Genomic DNA, 17937 nt, shown 5'->3' on the forward strand with positions numbered 1-17937 from the left:
TTATTCCCCCGCGCAAGAAAAATGTACACCTGTGTCTCACTCGTTGACACACATGAACATTGCACATACCGTTATGTCAAAACCAAGCCTGATGTTCTGTTCCCGGAGCAACACCATGTCCAGCGATCCTCTGCTGCAGCCCTACAAGATCAAGCATCTGACCCTCAAGAATCGGATCATGACCACCTCCCACGAACCCGCGTATCCCGTGGATGGCATGCCGAAAGATTTGTACCGCGCCTATCACGTCGAACGGGCGAAGGCCGGCGTTGCGTTGACCATGACCGCGGGCTCCGCTGCGGTTTCACGGGACAGCCCGCCGGTGTTCAACAACGTGCTGGCGTACAAGGACGAGGTGGTCAAATGGATGAAGGACCTGACCGACGAATGCCACGAACATGGCGCCGCGGTGATGATTCAACTGACCCACCTGGGGCGGCGCACGCGTTGGGACAAGGCTGACTGGCTACCGGTCGTCTCGCCGTCCCATCGCCGCGAAGCGTCCCACCGGGCCTTCCCGAAAAAGATGGAAGACTGGGACATCGACCGGATCGTCAAGGATTACGTGGACGCCGCCGAACGCATGAAAGCCGCCGGTCTCGACGGTTTGGAACTGCAGGCCTACGGGCACCTCATGGATCAATTCTGGTCGCCACTGACCAACGATCTCGACGGCCCCTACGGTGGTTCGCTGGAAAACCGCATGCGCTTCACCTTCGATGTGTTGCGCGGCATCCGCCAGCGCTGCGGTGAGGACTTCCTGTTGGGGGTGCGCTACACCGGCGACGAAGACCTGCCCGGCGGCTTTGGCGCCAGCGATGGCCTGCAGATTTCCCACATGCTCAAGGACAGCGGGCTGGTGGATTTCCTCAACGTCGTGCGCGGGCACATCGATACCGATGCCGGCCTCACCGACGTGATCCCGATCCAAGGCATGCGCAACTCGCCGCACCTGGATTTTGCTGGCGAGATCCGCTCCGCCACCGGTTTCCCGACCTTTCATGCGGCGAAGATTCCGGATGTCGCCACGGCGCGACACGCCATCGCCTCGGGCAAGGTGGACATGATCGGCATGACCCGCGCGCACATGACCGACCCGCATATCGTGCGCAAGATCATCGAAAAACGTGAAGAAGAGATCCGCCCCTGCGTTGGCGCCAACTATTGCCTGGACCGCATCTATCAGGGCGGCGCCGCGTATTGCATCCACAACGCCGCCACCGGGCGCGAAACCACCATGCCCCACGAAATCCCCAAGGCGCCGCTCAAGCGCAAGGTGGTGGTGATCGGCACCGGCCCGGCGGGCCTGGAGGCCGCACGGGTGGCCGGCGAGCGCGGCCATGCAGTCACCGTGTTCGAAGTGGCCGACCAGCCAGGTGGGCAGATCCGCTTGACCGCGCAGAGCGAGCGCCGCCGCGAGATGATCAGCATCATCGACTGGCGCATGGCGCAATGTGAACGCCTCGGCGTGAAGTTCCAGTTCAACACCTGGGCCGAAGCCGAGACGGTGATGGCCGAAGAACCGGACGTGGTGATTGTCGCCACGGGCGGTCTGCCCCACACCGAGGTGCTCAAGCAAGGCAATGAGCTGGTGGTGTCGACCTGGGACATCATTTCCGGCGATATCAAGCCCGGCCAGAACGTGCTGATCTTCGACGACGCCGGCGACCACGCGGCGCTACAGGCGGCCGAGATCATCGCCGGCAGCGGCGCGAAACTGGAAATCGTCACGCCCGACCGGTCGTTCGCACCGGAAGTGATGGCGATGAACCTGGTGCCTTACATGCGCAGCCTGCAAGACCTGAACGTCACCTTCACCGTCACCTATCGGGTCGATTCCGTGGAAAAACGCGACGGTCAACTGGTTGCGCACTTTGGCAGCGACTACGGCCAGGTTCACAAGCAGCGCGCGGTCGATCAGGTGGTGGTCAACCACGGCACCCTGCCCCTGGACGATTTGTACTTTGAGTTGCGGCGGCATTCGAGCAACAGCGGCGCGGTCGAGCAGCACAACCTGATCGCCGGGAAAACCCAGAATATCGTGACCAACCCCGGAGGCCGCTTCCAGCTGTTCCGGATCGGCGACGCGGTGTCGGCGCGCAATACCCATGCGGCCATCTACGATGCGCTGCGGTTGGTCAAGGACATCTGAAGCGCGACCGGAGAAGGACACAGCAATTGTGTCGATAAATGAAGATCCAAATGTGGGAGCGAGCCTGCTCGCGATAGCGGTGGTTCAGTGACAAGGATGCTGGACTGGCGGACGCCATCGCGAGCAAGCTCGCTCCCACAGGGTTCTGTGTTGTACGGCAATCTTGTGATTGATAAAGATCCAAATGTGGGAGCGAGCTTGCTCGCGATAGCGGTGGTTCAGTGACAAGGATGCTGGATGGCGGACGCTTTCGCGAGCAGGCTCGCTCCCACAGGGTTCTGTGTTGCACAGCAATTGTGTGATTGATAAAGATCCAAATGTGGGAGCGAGCCTGCTCGCGAAGGCGGTGGTTCAGTGAAAGGGATGTTGGACTGGCTGACGCTTTCGCGAGCAGGCTCGCTCCCACAGGTCTCCCACAGGTCTGATCAGTGAATCAGGCTTGCAGGCCCTGGCGGGCGACCGCGGCACCGGCTTGCAATGCCTTCCCCACCTGCTCCTCGAAATGTCCCTCGGTCATCGCCTGGAGGGCGGCGGCGGTCACGCCGCGGTAGGCGACCAGGGCGTCGATCATCTGCCGGGCGTCATGGCTGGCCAGTAACTGGCTGCTGTGGACCACGACATTCTTCGCGGCAAGCTGCGCAATCTCGGCGGGTATGCCGGCCTCCATCGCCTGATTTGCCAGCGCTGTCATGAGCAAGGCGGGAAAGGCCGGGCCGGTGCCGGAAAGCGCGGAGAGGTAATCAATGAAGTCTTCCTGCTGAACCTCGGCAGCCGTGCCCACGCATTCGAACAAGCGCTGGACGAAGCTTTTTATCGTGGCCTCTACCGCGCCAGCGCAATACCAAGGTGTAAACGACTGCCCGATCTCCACCGCCGCATTAGGCATCGCCCGCAGCACCCTCGAAGCCGAGGTCCGGGCGGCAATGGCCTGCGCGGTGATCCCGGCCATCAATGAAATGACTGTCTTGCCAGAAGCGTTGAGGCTCAGGCCGGCGAACTGCTCGGGGCGCACCGCAATGATGATCACGTCGCTGCGGTCCACCAGCGCCTGGTTGTCCGTGACCAGACAAACGCCTTGTTGCGCCAAAGGATGGACACCCGAGCGATTGGAAATAACCAGGTGACCCGCCGGCAACAGCGCCTGCGCCAACACAGCCTTGGCAATCGCCCCGCCCAGCCAGCCCGTTCCGCCAATGATGCCCAGCGTCGGCGCGTTCATTTCCCGGCCGTCTCTTCAAAGGTTTCCGTCAACGGCACAAAGATCCCCGGTTCTTTTTCGGCATAACCGAATTTACCGTAGAAACGATCCAGCTCGCGCTGCTTGGGTACTTTGCCGGTGAAAATACTCACGTAGTGCGGGATGCGCTGGAAACGCACGGTGATCAGCTCGCTGGTGTTCATGGTGATGTAGCCGATCTGGGTCAGATAGATCGTCCGGGCCCGTGCGTCGGCGCCCTGGCTGTCATAACCAAAGCGCTTGAACATGCTCGCCAGGGCGCCCATTCGCTGCTCGTCGACGATGGCGACTTCCTGCGCCACTTCAGCGGACTGGAGCGCCCAGCTGCGCACGGCGAACTCGAATTGCGAATCGAACAATTGAGGGTTGAGCCAGCATTCGAAGACATTCAGGATCGCCTCGGAAATGCTCTCGGCGTAGCTCTCGCTTTGCCGGATCAAGCCACCGGTGTTGGTCTCCCGCCAGCGCGACAGCAAGGCGGCGAGCAACTGCTCACGATCCTCGAAGAACCAATAGAAGCTGGTGCGTGACAATCCCAAACGCTTGGCCAGCGGCATGACCCTGACCGCATCGATGCCGGACTCTTTCAAGGCCTCGTAGGCCGCTTCCAGCCAGCCTTCGGGCGACCCTCGCCAGCCGGCGTCCTGGGCCTTGCCGCGCGCCTTCCCTACCTGGGGCATCTTGCATCCACCTTGTTGAACATACGTAACGCGAATGTACTCGGATGCCCGCCGAATGTACACCTGAGTACAGTTGCTCAACGCGACGCGACTTGTGCTTCCGAATCCCAGCAGGATTGATGACAAAAACTCATGAGCCGCTGACTTTAAATGGTTTGTCAGCACCGCACGCCCGGATGAGTATCTGTTCCAGGCAAACCAGAACAAAAACGAGCCGCCTTATGTGGACTGCACAAGAAAAACTCCCGCTGGGTGAGTACATCGCCCGATACGTCGAATGGCTGACCCAACATGGCGCTGATGCTTTCGACGCCATTTCGCTGTCGCTCTCCGAGGTCATTTCGGTCTTTACCAGCGCCCTCCTCTGGTTCAACCCGCTGGCCTTGATCGGGCTGCTGGCCCTCTTCGCTTATTACATTCAACGCAAGGTAAGCCTGACGCTTTTCGTCGCCCTGTCGTTCCTGTTGATCTTGAACCTGGGCTACTGGCAGGAAACCATGGAAACCCTGGCCCAGGTGACATTCGCCACGCTGGTGTGCGTCATCATCGGAGTGCCGCTGGGCATCGTCGCGGCGCATCGTCCCTGGTTCTACGCAACCCTGCGACCGGTGCTCGACCTGATGCAGACCGTCCCCACTTTCGTCTACCTGATCCCGACCTTGACGCTGTTCGGCCTCGGTGTGGTTCCGGGATTGATTTCCACGGTGGTCTTCGCCATTGCCGCGCCAATCCGCCTGACCTACCTGGGCGTGCGCGATGTTCCTCAAGAACTGATGGACGCCGGCAAAGCCTTCGGCTGCTCGCGTCGCCAGCTGCTGGCACGCATCGAGCTGCCCCATGCCATGCCGAGCATCGCCGCCGGGATTACCCAATGCATCATGTTGTCGCTGTCGATGGTGGTCATCGCCGCGCTGGTCGGCGCGGATGGCCTGGGCAAGCCTGTCGTCAACGCCTTGAATACCGCCGATATCGCCATGGGTTTCGAAGCAGGCCTGGCGATCGTGTTGTTGGCGATCATCCTCGACCGCATCTGCAAGCAGCGCGAAACCGTAAAGAGAGGTGACGCATGAGCATCATTCGTTTTGAAGACGTCGACGTCATCTTCGCCAACCGCCCGAAGCCGGCGCTGGCGCTGCTCGACCAGGGTTTTTCGCGCCCGGAAATTCTGCAGCAAACCGGCCTGATCGTCGGCGTGGAGAAGGCCAATCTCGACATCAACAAAGGTGAAATCTGCGTGCTGATGGGCCTCTCCGGCTCCGGCAAATCGAGCCTGCTGCGCTGCATCAATGGCTTGAACACGGTGAGTCGCGGCAAATTGTTCGTCGAGCACGAGGGCCGACAGATCGACATCGCCGCCTGCACCCCGGCCGAGCTGAAAATGATGCGCACCCGACGCATCGCGATGGTCTTTCAGAAATTCGCCCTGATGCCCTGGCTGACCGTGCGCGAGAACATCGGTTTCGGCCTCGAAATGCAAGGCCGCCCCGAGAAGGAGCGGCTCAAGCTGGTCGACGAAAAGCTTGAATTGGTGGGCTTGACCCAATGGCGCAACAAGAAGCCCGACGAGTTGTCCGGCGGCATGCAGCAGCGCGTCGGCCTGGCCCGCGCCCTGGCGATGGACGCCGATATCCTGCTGATGGACGAACCCTTCTCGGCCCTCGATCCGCTGATTCGCCAAGGCCTGCAGGACGAACTGCTCGACCTGCAGCGCAAGTTGCACAAGACCATCGTCTTCGTCAGCCATGACCTGGACGAAGCCCTCAAGCTGGGAACACGGATCGCCATCATGAAAGACGGCAAGATCATCCAGTACAGCAAACCCGAGGAGATCGTGCTGAAGCCGGCCGATGACTACGTGCGCAACTTCGTCGCCCACACCAACCCACTGAATGTGCTCTGTGCGGGAAGCCTGATGACCCCGTTGGACCAGTGCATATCCGCACAAGGCGAATATTGCCTGGATACGGTGCAGAACCTCTGGGTTGCGCTGAACGCATCGAAAGAATTGGCCAGCGTGCGCCGCGGCGCTGCGGCCCAACCGCTGCAACGCTGGAACCGCAACGAGGCCTCCGCGCCCTTGCGCCGCCTGGTCACCTCGGTGCCGGCGAATACCGGCATGCGCGAGGCGCTGCGTATCCGTTACGAAACAGGACATCCATTGATCGTGCTCGATAAAGACCAGACCGTCGTTGGTGTACTGGGCGATACGGAACTGTACCGCGCACTGCTCGGGCATGACCTGTCGCGCCCGGTTTTATCCGAGCCATTGTCAGAGCCTGCGGTGGCCTGAACAGACGAAACCCGTTTTCCCTGCAGCACTGCTTGTCCGCCAACCACCGATCATTTGCCTTGAGTGAGATCGACGATGAACCCAACCCTTAAAACCCATCGTGAACTGCTGGCCGACCGCACCCCGGGCCATGGCATGCCCGGCGGTCTGTTCGGCCGCGAGGATGTTTTTGAAACCGACGTCGATGTGTTTTTTACCAGACACTGGATTCTGGTGGGGGTCACCAGCGACGTTGCCGAACCCGGCGATGTTTCGACGATCGATATCGGCAAATCCTCGATCATCCTGGTCCGCGATGATGACGAGCATGTGCAGGCGTTCCGCAATGTCTGCCGGCACCGTGGGGCGCGTTTGAAACAGGCCGGTAAATCGACGGTGGGCATGCTGGTCTGCCCCTATCACCAATGGACGTACGACCTGGACGGCAGCCTGAAACATGCCGCGCACATGGGCAAGGACTTCGACCCGGGGTGCAAGAGCCTGATCCCGGTCCACACCCGCGTGGTGGGTGCCCATGTATTCGTCTGCCTGAGTGACGAGCCGCCGGAAGACATCCTGTACCTCGACCAGGTCATGACCCCGCGTTTCGCTCAGTACGATCTCAGCCATTCGAAAATCGCCTACGAGTCGGAAATCATCGAAAACGGCAATTGGAAACTGGTGATCGAGAACAATCGCGAGTGTTATCACTGCGCCGCCACTCACCCCGAATTGACCGCGTCGTTCCTGCCCGAGGACTTCGGCTTCTGCACCGACGGATTGGGCGAGGACTCGCTCCTGGCACTCAAGGAATATCACCAGCGCAACGCCGATACCAGGCAAGACTGGGAAAACCAAGGCTACCTCTGTGAGGCCGTCGAACACTTGGGCGAGGACGCGGTGACTCAGTTCCGCACCCAGCGCCTGGCCATCGCCGGCAACGGCGAATCCCAGACCCTCGATACCCGCGTCGCCTCCACGCGCTTGTTTGGCGACCTCACCCGGCGCGATCTGGGCGACATGCACCTGTGGACCCACAACTCATGGACCCACATCATGAGCGACCATGCGGTGGTCTCCTACATCATCCCGCTGGCGCCCGACAAAACCCTGGTGCGGACCAAATGGCTGGTGCACGCCGATGCCATCGAGGGCGTGGACTACCAGGTGGATAGACTGATCGAAGTCTGGGCGGCGACCAATCTTCAAGACGCCAACCTGGTCGGCATCACCCACAGCGGCACCCAGGACCCGGCCTATTCACCCGGACCGTTCTCGGCGTTTACCGAAACCTATGTCGACCAGTTTTCTCGCTGGTACGCGGCGCGTCTGGCCGCCCATGGCGTGTGAGGGATGGACATGACGACCTACGAAAAGCTGACGCGGCCCCAACGTTTTACCGACCCGACGACCTGGACCGCTTATGGCTCGCAATGGCACAGCGGCGAGCAGAAAACCTTGTCATGTTGCGCCGTGCACCAGGAAACCCATGATGTAAAGACGTTCGTGTTCCAATGCGCGGACTTCAGTGCGTTGAGCTTCGAACCGGGGCAATTCATCACGCTGTCGCCGGTCATCGGTGGGCAAACCATCGCGCGCTGCTACACGCTGTCGTCCTCCCCCACGCGCCCGTTCGCCTTTTCGATTACGGTCAAGCGCGTGCCGGGTGGCGTGGTCTCGAACTGGCTGCATGACCATCTCGAACCGGGAGACAACCTCAGGGCGTCCGGCCCGGCGGGCAGTTTCACACCGGTGGGTCATCCGGCGACAAAACTGCTGTACCTGTCGGCCGGTTCCGGCGTGACGCCCTTGATGTCGATGACCCGCGCCGCCTGCGACATGGCGGCCAATCTCGACATCGTATTCCTGCACAGCGCCCGCACGCCGGCGGATATCATTTTCCATGACGAACTGACGCGAATGCAGGCCGATATGCCCGGCCTGCGGGTCATCGGTATTTGCGAAGGGCTTGGCGCTGCCAGCCAGTGGCAGCAGCCGATCGGCCGGCTCGATTTGCCTTTGTTGAGCCAGCAAGTGCCTGACTACAACGAGCGGGAAATCTTCACCTGTGGTCCCCAGGGCTACATGGAAGCGGTCAAGTCGCTGCTCAGGGAAGCGGCGTTCGATTTTCGCCACTATCATCAGGAAAGCTTCGATATCGCGGTGCTGAATGAGGAACCGCTGATTGAGCAGGCCCCTTCACTCGACCAGCAAGAGATGTTCACCGTCACCCTGTCGCGCTCGGGCAAGACCTTCAGCATGCCCGGCAACCAGACCGTGCTGAGCGCGGCAAAAAAAGCCGGGGCGATCGTGCCCTCCTCGTGCAGCCAGGGCATCTGTGGTACCTGCAAGACCGCCCTGCTGGAAGGCACGGTGGACATGAACCACAACGGCGGCATCCGGCAACGGGAGATCGATAAGGGCCTGCGCTTGCTCTGCTGCAGCAAGCCGACCTCCAATCTGATCATCGATCTCTAGCCGTCACGCCTGATCCGCTAGTCACTGCGCGCAGGCTTCTGCACAATCACCCTGCGCCTGACCCCAAACAAGACAGTGACCCAGCCCGATGAAACTGCAACCGTTGCCGCCGCTCAACAGCCTGGTGGCGTTCGAGGCCGCTGCTCGCCACCTGAGTTTCACCGTGGCGGCTCGTGAACTGAACGTCACCCAGGGCGCCATCAGCCGCCAGATACGCCTGCTCGAAGATTATCTGGGCACGGCACTGTTCATCCGCACGACCCGTGAAATCAACCTCACTTCTACAGGCAGCCAGTACCACGAAAGCATTCGCGATACGTTGCAGCAGATCGCCCGCGCCACGGCTGGCGTTCGGCATTGGCAAGGCGCGCAGCAAGTCACCGTGGTCACCAGTACGGCGATGGCATCCCTGTGGCTGCTTCCGCTTGTTTCGGAGTTTCAGCGCCAGCACGAAGAGATCGACCTGCGCATCATCGCCACCGACCAGGTCGAGAACTTTTCCCGGCTCGATTGCGATCTGGCGCTGTATTACTGCAGCAAGCCGCCCAGCAACATGAAAGTCACCGCGCTGTTCAGCGAAGAGATTTTCCCGGTGTGCAGCCCCGCGTACCTGGCGCAGCATCCCGAGGCCGGCAGGCTCGAACAGCTCGGCGCCTGCACCTGGTTATGGCTGGAGGATCAGCATCGGGACTGGATCGGCTGGAAGGAATGGTTCCGACGCCTGGGCCACCAGGCGCCAGAGCCTCGTCGGCGGATCAACATCAACAGCTACTCGATGCTGATCCAGTCGGCGCTGGCCGGGCAAGGTGTGGCCCTGGCCTGGTCGAGGTTGCTCGGCGACCACTTGCAGACCGGCAACCTTGTTCGCCCGACCTCCAGCCTCTTGCGCACCGATGCGCAGTTTTGTCTGCTGGAACCCTTGGGGCGCGCGCCGAACCGGCAAAGTGTCAATCGCTTCCGCGAATGGCTGATGACTTATCTTGCGCAGACGGAGGCTGCCTGAGCAGTGGTGCGTCGAACCCAGGGCCGTTTATCAAACGGCTTCAAAAACCGCAACGGCGGCCGATAACCCTCACAAGAGCCCAGTGACTGGGTGGCTGGATTGCGGCGGGAACCGGTGATGACAGACATATATCTGCTGATAGCGAGCGGCACGGACCAGAGCGATGCGTACGTCCTGGGTTGGTTCGATGACAGGAACAAAGCCAGGGAAGTGGCCGAGCAGAAAGAATGGGAGGCGTATCGCGCCAGCCTGAAGGCGGAAAACCGTTGGTCAAGCCATAAACCGCTGGCGCCGGACAAGACCGAGTATCGGCGGTACTGGATCAAGACCGTTTCGAAGTTCGAATACGTTTCCGTCCCGAGGTCCCTGGCGGTTCACTGAAAGCCTGCGGCCGATCATTCGAAAATTTAACGAACCGCGCGCTCTCGCCAGGGGTCTAGAACACTAAGCCCATCTGAAGAGAGCGTCCTCATGTTGAAATTTCTTGGTGGTACCGTCGGGATCATTTTCCTCATCGGCCTAATCGTGGTCATTGCCCTGTTCAAATTCATTTTCTGACCCGGACAGCGGTAGCACGTGCTGCGCTACCGCTGGTTTTTCATGGCTCCGATGCTGGCAGGGACGCGAGGATCTGTGCTCGGCAGACCTCGAGTATTTCGCCAGCCAGCGGGGCATCGTCCGGGCACGCGCGCGAAAGCATGATCGCGCCGATAGCCTGGGCGAGCAGGCCAAGCATCTTCGCCCGGCCCCCCTCCTCTTTTGTCTCAAGCTTTTTTTCAAGCGAAGCCAGGGTGCTTTCGACGCCGCTGGCGAAAGTCGCCTTCAACTCGTCTGACTGACGCGCCGCATCCCCGCACAACGCCGCCATCGTGCAACCGTGACCCCGCGCATCGCGGTGTTCCCTGGATAGATACATCGCAAAAAATCCGGCTACATCAAGCTCGCCGGTGCTGGCCAGCGACTGCGACAGGCTGTTCGCGGAAGCCTCAGCCATCAGGTCGGCCTTCGAACCGAAATGTTTGTAGAAGCCGCCATGGGTAAAACCCGCAGCGGCCATCAGGTCCGCCACGCCTATTCCGTCAAAACCGCGCTCGCGGAACAACACGGACGCCGTCTCGACGATGTGCTCGCGGTTTGCCTGTGCCTGGGCCTTGGTCACTCTCATTTGCGTATGCCTCGTGGCCGCTCGAATCAAGCCCTCATCATACATAGATGCCGAGCATAATCAAATTCGTTGACAGTTTAGATTTCGGTCATCATCCTATAACCAAGCGGTACGAAACTGACTACCCGACGTTCGCTGAGCAGCACCGCAAATGAAGTGATTGCACTCCCAACCCTTCAAGAGACCGACACCATGACCACTCGCAAAACCGTCCTCATCACTGGCGCCTCCACCGGCATCGGCGCGGTCTATGCCAAGCGCTTCGCTCAACGCGGCCACGATCTGGTGCTGGTAGCCCGCGACAACGCGCGGCTGGAAGCGCTGGCAAGCGAACTGCGCAATGAACACAACGTCAGCGTCGATGTGCTCCAGGCCGACCTCACCCAAACCGGCGATCTGCACAAGATCGAGGCCCGCCTGCGCGATGACGACAGCATCGGCATCCTGATCAACAACGCCGGCGCCGCCCAGTCCGGCAGTTTCATCGAACAGACCACCGACAGCGTCGCGCACCTCGTTGCGCTCAACACCACCGCGCTGGTTCGACTCGCCAGCGCCATCGCCCCGCGCCTGGCAAACGCTGGCGAAGGCGCAATCATCAACATCGGCTCGGTGGTCGGCCTGGCACCGGAATTTGGCATGTCGGTCTACGGCGCAACCAAGGCATTTGTGCTGTTCCTCTCCCAAGGGCTGAGCCTCGAGCTTTCGCCCAAAGGCGTCTATGTCCAAGCCGTGCTGCCGGCAGCCACCCGTACCGAAATCTGGGAGCGCGCCGGCATCGACATGAATTCGCTGAGCGAAATCATGGAAGTGAGCGACCTGGTTGACGCCGCGCTGGTCGGCTTCGATCGCCGCGAAGGCGTGACCATCCCGCCCTTGCAGGACGGCGCGCGCTGGGATGCGTTGCAGGCGGCGCGGCAGGGACTGCTGTCGCAGATCAAGCAATCGACGGTTGCCGAGCGCTACAAGGCCTGACGTTTCACCGCGAAAGTGCTCCGGTGCTGGACGGTTCGTCCTCGGCGACACCCAGACGGATCCGTCCGGTCAATTCTTCACCATGAAAAGCCGCCCGGGTTTCTGCATCATCGCGCAGACGTTGGCCATCGCGCTGACTTACGCGGTCGTCGAGTTTATCGTCGAGTTCGGTGTAGCCAGCGCAGCGCACCGGGTCAGGCCTTGGCTGGCCCGAACCGGGCGCCGATTCAATAAAGTCTGTGGCGGTTTTTTCGTACTTTTCGGGGTGAGCCTGCCGATTCATAACTGAACGGTGTGCTTCTGGCATGTAAAACCGTGATCATTGGCCAACCATCGAACGCTCAGGTCGCAACAACATGACAGACGTAGAGACGGCTATTGCTGAGTGGGAGCCGCTTGATCTCGAATGGCATCAGGGTTTTGCCTTCCTGGAAGGCGTGCTGCTGGGCGACGGGCAAGTGCCGGACGTGTACATCCTGCTCAACCCTGAAGGCGCACACCCCGACGCGATAGCGAAAGCTGCCAGTGACGGGCGTTATCCGCCCTCGCCTCTGGTTGCCGGCCAGCCGGTCTGGCGGCATCGACGCAACCCCTGGGTTTTGCGTGACGCCTTGCGCGACTATTACCTGCTTCCCGCCTACCAACAGCGCTACGGCTATCACGCGCTCCAGGCCTTGGCGTTTCGGTTCGACAAGGCCCTGGAAAACCTTGGCCACCAATATTGGCGCGATGCGTCCGGCGCCTATTGGTTCGGCGAATACGCAATCACTGAAATCCTTCAGGCAAAGCCCGACAGCCTGGCCCCGGTGCCATCGTCGCCAGCCTCCATGACTGCAGCCTCTGCCCTGTTCAGCGACGGAGTGAGTATCTTTCTCCAAGGCAAATTGATCGCCAGCGCGACGGCGCGGGTGCGTTATTGCAACCACCCTTCCTATCGGGTGATCGACGGTCAGGTCTACAAGGGTTTCAAACTCCTGCACCAGAAGGACGGCACCCCGTTGCCGATCAGCAATCCGGACGACTTCCGGATGCTCGCCGAACGCTGGGGAACCGATGAGCAGTCGATCATCGTGCAGGCGCAGCAAGGTTCGAGCATTGCCTATGAGTATTTCTATCGCATCGACAATACCGACCTGGCGACCTTCACCGTGCTTAACGAACGTTACGCCAAGGACCAGCAACGCGCCTATTACCTGACCGGCAAGACCCTGCGCTACGTTGGTGATTTTCGGCTGCTGAAGAACTGCCACCCGGCGTTCGACGAGTGCGGCCGCGTGGTTGGCAGCAGCGAAAGGGAGGATGAGTATTTCGCCGTGGACGACCTGTACGTCTACGCCGCCGGGACGCGCCTGCGTGACGCCCACGGCCCGAGTTTCCGCCACTTGGGGTTCGATTATTACCGTGATCAACATCACGTCTACAAACGTCAGAAACGCCTGGATGTCGACGTGGAAAGCTTCGTCGTGACCCAGCTCTATGGCGATGACCTGGACTACTCGCCTGTGCTCGCGGGTGACAGGAATGGTCCGCTGGGTTCTGGCGGAATCATCGATGCGGCCATGCAACAGGCATGGGCGCCCTACTTCGAGGCTAATCCGCAACTGCAGGGTTACTGGTGGCACCGTTTGCAAGCGCCGCCTGACGCTGCAGAAACGCAAACAGAAACGCCGCCGTTACAAGCCATCGGCCTCGGTTTCGAAGTCAGCCGCCAGGTGTACTTCCATGGCCGCGCTATCAACGGGCTGGACGCAGCAAGTTTCAAATTGCTCGACACGCACCTGTGCGGCGATGCCCGGGGGCTTTATCTGATCCCGTTTCATAACGCCGAGACACAAGTGCCCGAACGGTTTTCCCAGGAGCCGGTTGAGCACTTCCGCTCACTCGGCGAGCCCTATCTCACCGACGGCAAAACCGTGTTCTGCCACCGGGTCTTCTACCATCCCCCTGAACCGATTCGTAAGGCTCAGGTAGGCAGTTTCGAGTCTTGCGGGCATGGTTGGGCCAAGGATCGGGACGCGGTTTATTACTACGGCGAGGCGAAAAAAAAGCTACATCCTTGCGACACTCGCATTCTCGGTACCTATGCCGTTAGCCCCACGCTGATCTTCTCGGAAGGCAAGTGGCTGGATGTGGCTTTCGAGCCTGACGAAGTCCGCGTGCCGCATCCCGATTTCCTGCAATTGGGTACACGCAAACTGTTCTGCCATCGGCGGCCGCTGAGTGCCAAGCGTATCGACCTCGGCACCTTGGAATTCCTGACGGAGCGTTATGCCCGAGACAAGCACCGAATCTACCACTACGACGGCTATGCGAGCCTGACCGAGGTCGATGAAGCGCATTATCAGCAATCCCTTCGTGAGCCGTCCCATTCATAGCCGCCGGCGATGTTCTATCATGAGCCAGCGCTCATGACGCGCATCCTCAAATCGCCGGATACCCTTCACATGAGAGACCTGCCGCCGACCGCTACATTACGAGCCTTTGAAGTCGCCACCCGCCATGCGACCTTTACCGCTGCCGCGCAAGAGCTGCACGTCACCCAAAGCGCGGTCAGTCACCAGCTCAAGCACCTGGAGTCCCTTTGGGGATTGCAACTGTTCGAACGTGGCAAGTCACTGCGCCTCACCGCCGCGGGGGCCACGCTGGCGCCCATCGTGCGCGAATTTTTCATGAGCCTGGAGGCGACCCTGGGCGATCTACGCGAGCAGAAAGGCAGGGTTCGACTCGAAGTCAGCACCACGTATTCCTTCGCGCTGAAATGGCTGCTGCCCCGCTTGCCGAATCTCTCCCGCCTGCATCCGGAATTATTGGTCTCGCTGGACACCACCGACAAGATCATCCACTTCTCCAGTGCCCAGGCCGACGTGGCAATCCGGCTCGGCAAGGGCAACTACCCCGGCCTGTATTCGGAATTCCTCTTCGGCGAGCAGGTTTTTCCGGTGGCGAGTCCCGATCTGCTGCAGCGCTTCGGGACGCCACGCAGCCCTGCCGAACTGTTGCACTACCCGTTGCTGACCCGGGATGGCGCCGAGCTGGTGCCGAAATGGGAGATGTGGTTTGAGAAGGTCGGCCTGGAATTCTTGCCACTCAAGGAAAGCGTCAGGTTCGGCGACACCAACATGACAGTCGAGGCAGCCCTGCTCGGCCAGGGCGTTGCCTTGGTGCGCAGCGGGCATGTCGAAAGCGAAATCAGCGATGGCCGCCTGGTGCGGCTGTTCGACGTGCCATTCCCGTCACCGCTGGCCTACTATTTTGTCTGTCCCAAGGGCATCGAATCGCAGCCGCATATCGTCAGCTTCCGCCAATGGTTGATCGGCGAGGCGTCGACCGTCCAACGCGCTTATGAAGATGCATGAGGTTTTACTCATGAAACGATGAGGAGACTTCGCTGTAGTACAGGCATCTGCGCCGCCTAGAATGGCGCATGCCTATCCATATCATCTCACTGGTTCTTTTCGCCGCGCTCCTGCATGCCAGCTGGAACGCCTTGCTGCGCGGCGGTGCCGATCGGCTGTGGTCAATGACGATCATGTGCATCGCCATCGCCGTGACCTGCGTCGTCGCCGCAGCATTCATGGTCCCACCGGCTGCCGCCAGTTGGGGTTATGCGGTGCTTTCAGCCGTACTGCACGTCGGCTACAACCTGTTCCTGGTACGCAGCTACCGGGTCGGCGACCTCGGGCAGGTCTATCCGATTTCCCGTGGTTCGTCACCGGCGCTGATCGCCCTGGGCGCCGCCGTCTTCGCAGGAGAAAGCATCGCCCCCGGCGTCCTGCTGGGGATTGCGCTGGTGTCCGGCGGGATCATTTCCCTGGCCTTCAGGGGCCGCAAACTGTCGGTGCCCAGCCTGCCCTACGCGCTGGGCACCGGCTGTTTCATCGCCGCCTATAGCGTCGTCGACGGCATCGGTGCCAGGCTCTCCGGCGCGCCGCTCGCCTATACCGTCTGGATGTGCGCCCTGTGGGGCGTGATGATGCCGATGGTGTACATCGGCTTGCGCGACGCACGCAGCCTGTTCTCTGTCCGCCCCGGAACATTCAGCGCCGCAGCCGGCGGGCTGGTCTCCTTGCTGGCCTATGGAATAGTCATCTACGCCATGAACGAGGCGCCCCTGGGGGCGGTATCGGCATTGCGCGAAACCAGCGTGCTGTTTGCGGCGCTGATCGGCGCCATCTTCCTCGGCGAGACACTCACCGCCCGCCGGATCCTGGCGTGCGTAGTGATCGTCAGCGGCACCATCATCATCGGCTGACACAGCCAACTGCTCAGGAGGGCTATTCACCATGGTCAACGACTCGCAGGCACCGCTGATTCTGATAACCGGCGGGAGTCGCGGAGTGGGCGCCGCCACCGCGCGGCTAGCCGCCGCACAAGGCTACGACGTCGCGATCAGCTACGTTGCCAACGAGCCCGCAGCGCTGGCAGTGGCGGCGGATGTGGAAGCATTCGGACGTCGCGCGCTGGCCATGCGCGCCGACAGTGCCGACCCCGAACAGGTCGCCGATCTGTTCGCGGCCATCGACCGCTCGTTCGGGCGCATCGACGTCCTGGTCAATAACGCGGGGATACTGTCGGCTCAGTCACGCCTGGAAGACCTTGGCTTCGAGCGCATGCAGCGCATCTTCGCGGTCAACTCCATCGGCCCGATTCTCTGCGCCCAGCAGGCAGTGAAGCGCATGTCATACCGGCATAACGGCCCGGGCGGCGCGATCATCAACGTCTCTTCGGCATCGGCACGCCTGGGCAGTCCCAACGAATATGTCGATTACGCGGCGTCAAAAGGCGCCTTGGAGACCTTCACCATCGGCCTCGCCAAAGAAGTGGCCCGGGAAGGCATACGCGTCAATTGCATTCGCCCCGGACACATCTACACCGAAATGCACGCCAGCGGCGGCGAGCCGGGGCGGGTTGATCGGGTGAAGGATTCGATTCCCATGGGTCGAGGAGGCCAACCGGAGGAAGTGGCACGGGCAATTCTGTGGCTGGCGGGTGGAGAGGCGTCGTTTGTGACGGGGACGTTTCTTGATGTGACTGGGGGGAAGTGAGTTTTGCCTGGGAAAGGCTGAGGAGCCTAACGCTGTTCACCCAAGAGAAACGACAGACCCGTGGCGAGGGAGCTTGCTCCCGCTCGACTGCGAAGCAGTCGTAAAACCAGCGGGTGCGGTGGGTCTGATGCTCCGCGCTCGGCAGATCAGGGCGCGTCCGGTACTTCTTTCCAGCCCTTCTTCAAATAGACATCAGCGACAATTTTCCGGATAAACAAGCAATATCCAATGGGGAGGCACATAACGGGTATACCCATCCAAGGTGGGCCCGCTATGACCCCCAAGCCAATCGCAATTACCCAGATCAATAAATGGGACCAGAGTTGCGCAAAAAACAGATAGATAGGGCCAAGAAAAAGGATCGCTAAAACCTGGAATGCACCAACTTCCTCTGTTTCATTACTTTCTGGATTCTTAAAATAACGTGCCACGCCAATTCCCTAGAGAAAATTTCTACTTCTGTTGTATCTGCACAATCCGCTCAAGCTTGAGTGCGTCACACTACGTCAATCGCCGCTTGCACACCTATGGTGTGCCTGAGGATGAGGCGAGTTCGATCAAGCCAAGGCCCTCCGAACACGATGATCTCTGATGGTCTGCCGTACAGATGATGCAGCAGAAACGGCCCTGGGCCGAAAGTGTCGGCGTCCTCATCAGCAACGCCGGGGCGGCACCGAGGAAAATCCCGGCGTGGTTCGAATGGACCGTCCGGCCCACCTCCACTGCCAGCAGTCCCAGGCGCCATGGATGGACAAGCCAAACGAGCGGGGCGTCAGTGAGAACTACAGCGAGAACCTCCGGCAGCCATCGACCAAGCGATGACAGCTCCGGCCTATCCGCCTGCACGCCCGGAATATCCAGAGATCGACGAAGCGCTAGAAGCCGCCGCGATCCAGTAACTCCCTCGCCTTCAAAAGTCAGACGAAGACCGAG

General features: G+C 60.7%; 16 protein-coding genes and 2 pseudogenes. 13 read left to right on the top strand and 5 right to left on the bottom strand.

The features are described from left to right. Positions 1-115: 115 nt before the first annotated feature. Positions 116-2152, top strand: coding sequence for an FAD-dependent oxidoreductase (locus tag J3P89_RS17975; protein ID WP_434695113.1), 2037 nt, complete (start codon positions 116-118; stop codon positions 2150-2152). A gap of 433 nt (positions 2153-2585) precedes the next feature. Here J3P89_RS17975 and J3P89_RS17980 read toward each other — a convergent pair whose 3' ends face one another. Continuing rightward, positions 2586-3371, bottom strand: a complete 786-nt coding sequence (locus J3P89_RS17980) for a pyrroline-5-carboxylate reductase family protein (protein ID WP_434695114.1) — start codon at positions 3369-3371, stop codon at positions 2586-2588. Then, positions 3368-4069 (bottom strand): TetR/AcrR family transcriptional regulator, encoded by a 702-nt coding sequence (locus J3P89_RS17985; protein WP_305495603.1) that lies wholly within the window; start codon positions 4067-4069, stop codon positions 3368-3370. Before J3P89_RS17985 ends, J3P89_RS17980 begins: the two co-directional genes overlap by 4 nt. Before the next feature lie 221 nt (positions 4070-4290). On the opposite strand from J3P89_RS17985, the gene choW reads away from it, so the two are divergent. The 6 genes from choW to J3P89_RS18015 all read left to right on the top strand — a co-directional run bounded on the left by choW (position 4291) and on the right by J3P89_RS18015 (position 10200). Further along, complete coding sequence (gene choW, locus J3P89_RS17990) at positions 4291-5139, top strand: choline ABC transporter permease subunit (RefSeq protein ID WP_434695115.1); 849 nt, start codon at positions 4291-4293, stop codon at positions 5137-5139. Beyond that, complete coding sequence (choV, locus tag J3P89_RS17995) at positions 5136-6359, top strand: choline ABC transporter ATP-binding protein (RefSeq protein ID WP_434695116.1); 1224 nt, start codon at positions 5136-5138, stop codon at positions 6357-6359. Before choW ends, choV begins: the two co-directional genes overlap by 4 nt. Before the next feature lie 75 nt (positions 6360-6434). After that, entirely contained in the window at positions 6435-7688 is a 1254-nt protein-coding gene (locus J3P89_RS18000) for an aromatic ring-hydroxylating oxygenase subunit alpha (protein WP_434695117.1), read from the top strand. A 9-nt stretch (positions 7689-7697) separates the two neighbouring features. Continuing rightward, on the top strand, positions 7698-8816 hold the full coding sequence (locus J3P89_RS18005) for an FAD-binding oxidoreductase (protein ID WP_434569063.1): 1119 nt from the start codon (positions 7698-7700) through the stop codon (positions 8814-8816). Positions 8817-8904: 88 nt separating this feature from the next. After that, positions 8905-9819, top strand: coding sequence for a LysR substrate-binding domain-containing protein (locus J3P89_RS18010; RefSeq protein ID WP_434695118.1), 915 nt, complete (start codon positions 8905-8907; stop codon positions 9817-9819). A 117-nt stretch (positions 9820-9936) separates the two neighbouring features. Beyond that, positions 9937-10200 (top strand): hypothetical protein, encoded by a 264-nt coding sequence (locus tag J3P89_RS18015; RefSeq protein ID WP_305495615.1) that lies wholly within the window; start codon positions 9937-9939, stop codon positions 10198-10200. 217 nt (positions 10201-10417) lie between these two features. On the opposite strand, the gene J3P89_RS18020 is transcribed toward J3P89_RS18015, so the two are convergent. Then, positions 10418-10984, bottom strand: coding sequence for a TetR/AcrR family transcriptional regulator (locus J3P89_RS18020; protein WP_434695119.1), 567 nt, complete (start codon positions 10982-10984; stop codon positions 10418-10420). A 192-nt stretch (positions 10985-11176) separates the two neighbouring features. Here J3P89_RS18020 and J3P89_RS18025 point away from each other — a divergent pair, with 192 nt between their 5' ends. The 6 genes and pseudogenes from J3P89_RS18025 to J3P89_RS18050 all read left to right on the top strand — a co-directional run bounded on the left by J3P89_RS18025 (position 11177) and on the right by J3P89_RS18050 (position 17004). Continuing rightward, positions 11177-11959 carry an SDR family NAD(P)-dependent oxidoreductase gene (locus tag J3P89_RS18025; RefSeq protein ID WP_434695120.1) on the top strand — a complete coding sequence of 261 codons (783 nt, stop codon included), beginning with the start codon at positions 11177-11179 and terminating at the stop codon, positions 11957-11959. A 106-nt stretch (positions 11960-12065) separates the two neighbouring features. Next, positions 12066-12248, top strand: a pseudogene (locus J3P89_RS18030) (LysE family translocator); the annotation flags it as partial. Between the two features lie 67 nt (positions 12249-12315). Next, positions 12316-14334, top strand: a complete 2019-nt coding sequence (locus tag J3P89_RS18035; protein WP_434695121.1) for a DKNYY domain-containing protein — start codon at positions 12316-12318, stop codon at positions 14332-14334. Between the two features lie 69 nt (positions 14335-14403). Then, positions 14404-15315 (top strand): transcriptional regulator GcvA, encoded by a 912-nt coding sequence (gene gcvA, locus J3P89_RS18040; RefSeq protein WP_434698028.1) that lies wholly within the window; start codon positions 14404-14406, stop codon positions 15313-15315. Between the two features lie 68 nt (positions 15316-15383). Then, the gene (locus J3P89_RS18045; RefSeq protein ID WP_434695122.1) at positions 15384-16211 is read left to right on the top strand and encodes an EamA family transporter; all 828 of its coding nucleotides are present in this window, start codon (positions 15384-15386) and stop codon (positions 16209-16211) included. 31 nt (positions 16212-16242) lie between these two features. Continuing rightward, a complete protein-coding gene (locus tag J3P89_RS18050) occupies positions 16243-17004 on the top strand; it encodes an SDR family oxidoreductase (RefSeq protein WP_434695123.1) in 762 nt (253 codons plus the stop codon). Between the two features lie 146 nt (positions 17005-17150). On the opposite strand, the gene J3P89_RS18055 is transcribed toward J3P89_RS18050, so the two are convergent. Both J3P89_RS18055 and J3P89_RS18060 read right to left on the bottom strand, forming a co-directional pair. After that, entirely contained in the window at positions 17151-17435 is a 285-nt protein-coding gene (locus tag J3P89_RS18055; RefSeq protein ID WP_434695124.1) for a hypothetical protein, read from the bottom strand. A gap of 65 nt (positions 17436-17500) precedes the next feature. Then, positions 17501-17727, bottom strand: a pseudogene (locus tag J3P89_RS18060) (hypothetical protein); the annotation flags it as partial. Positions 17728-17937: the final 210 nt, after the last annotated feature.

The sequence above is a fragment of the Pseudomonas sp. Z1-14 genome, assembly GCF_051132005.1.
In the GTDB taxonomy this organism is placed as follows: Bacteria; Pseudomonadota; Gammaproteobacteria; order Pseudomonadales; family Pseudomonadaceae; genus Aquipseudomonas.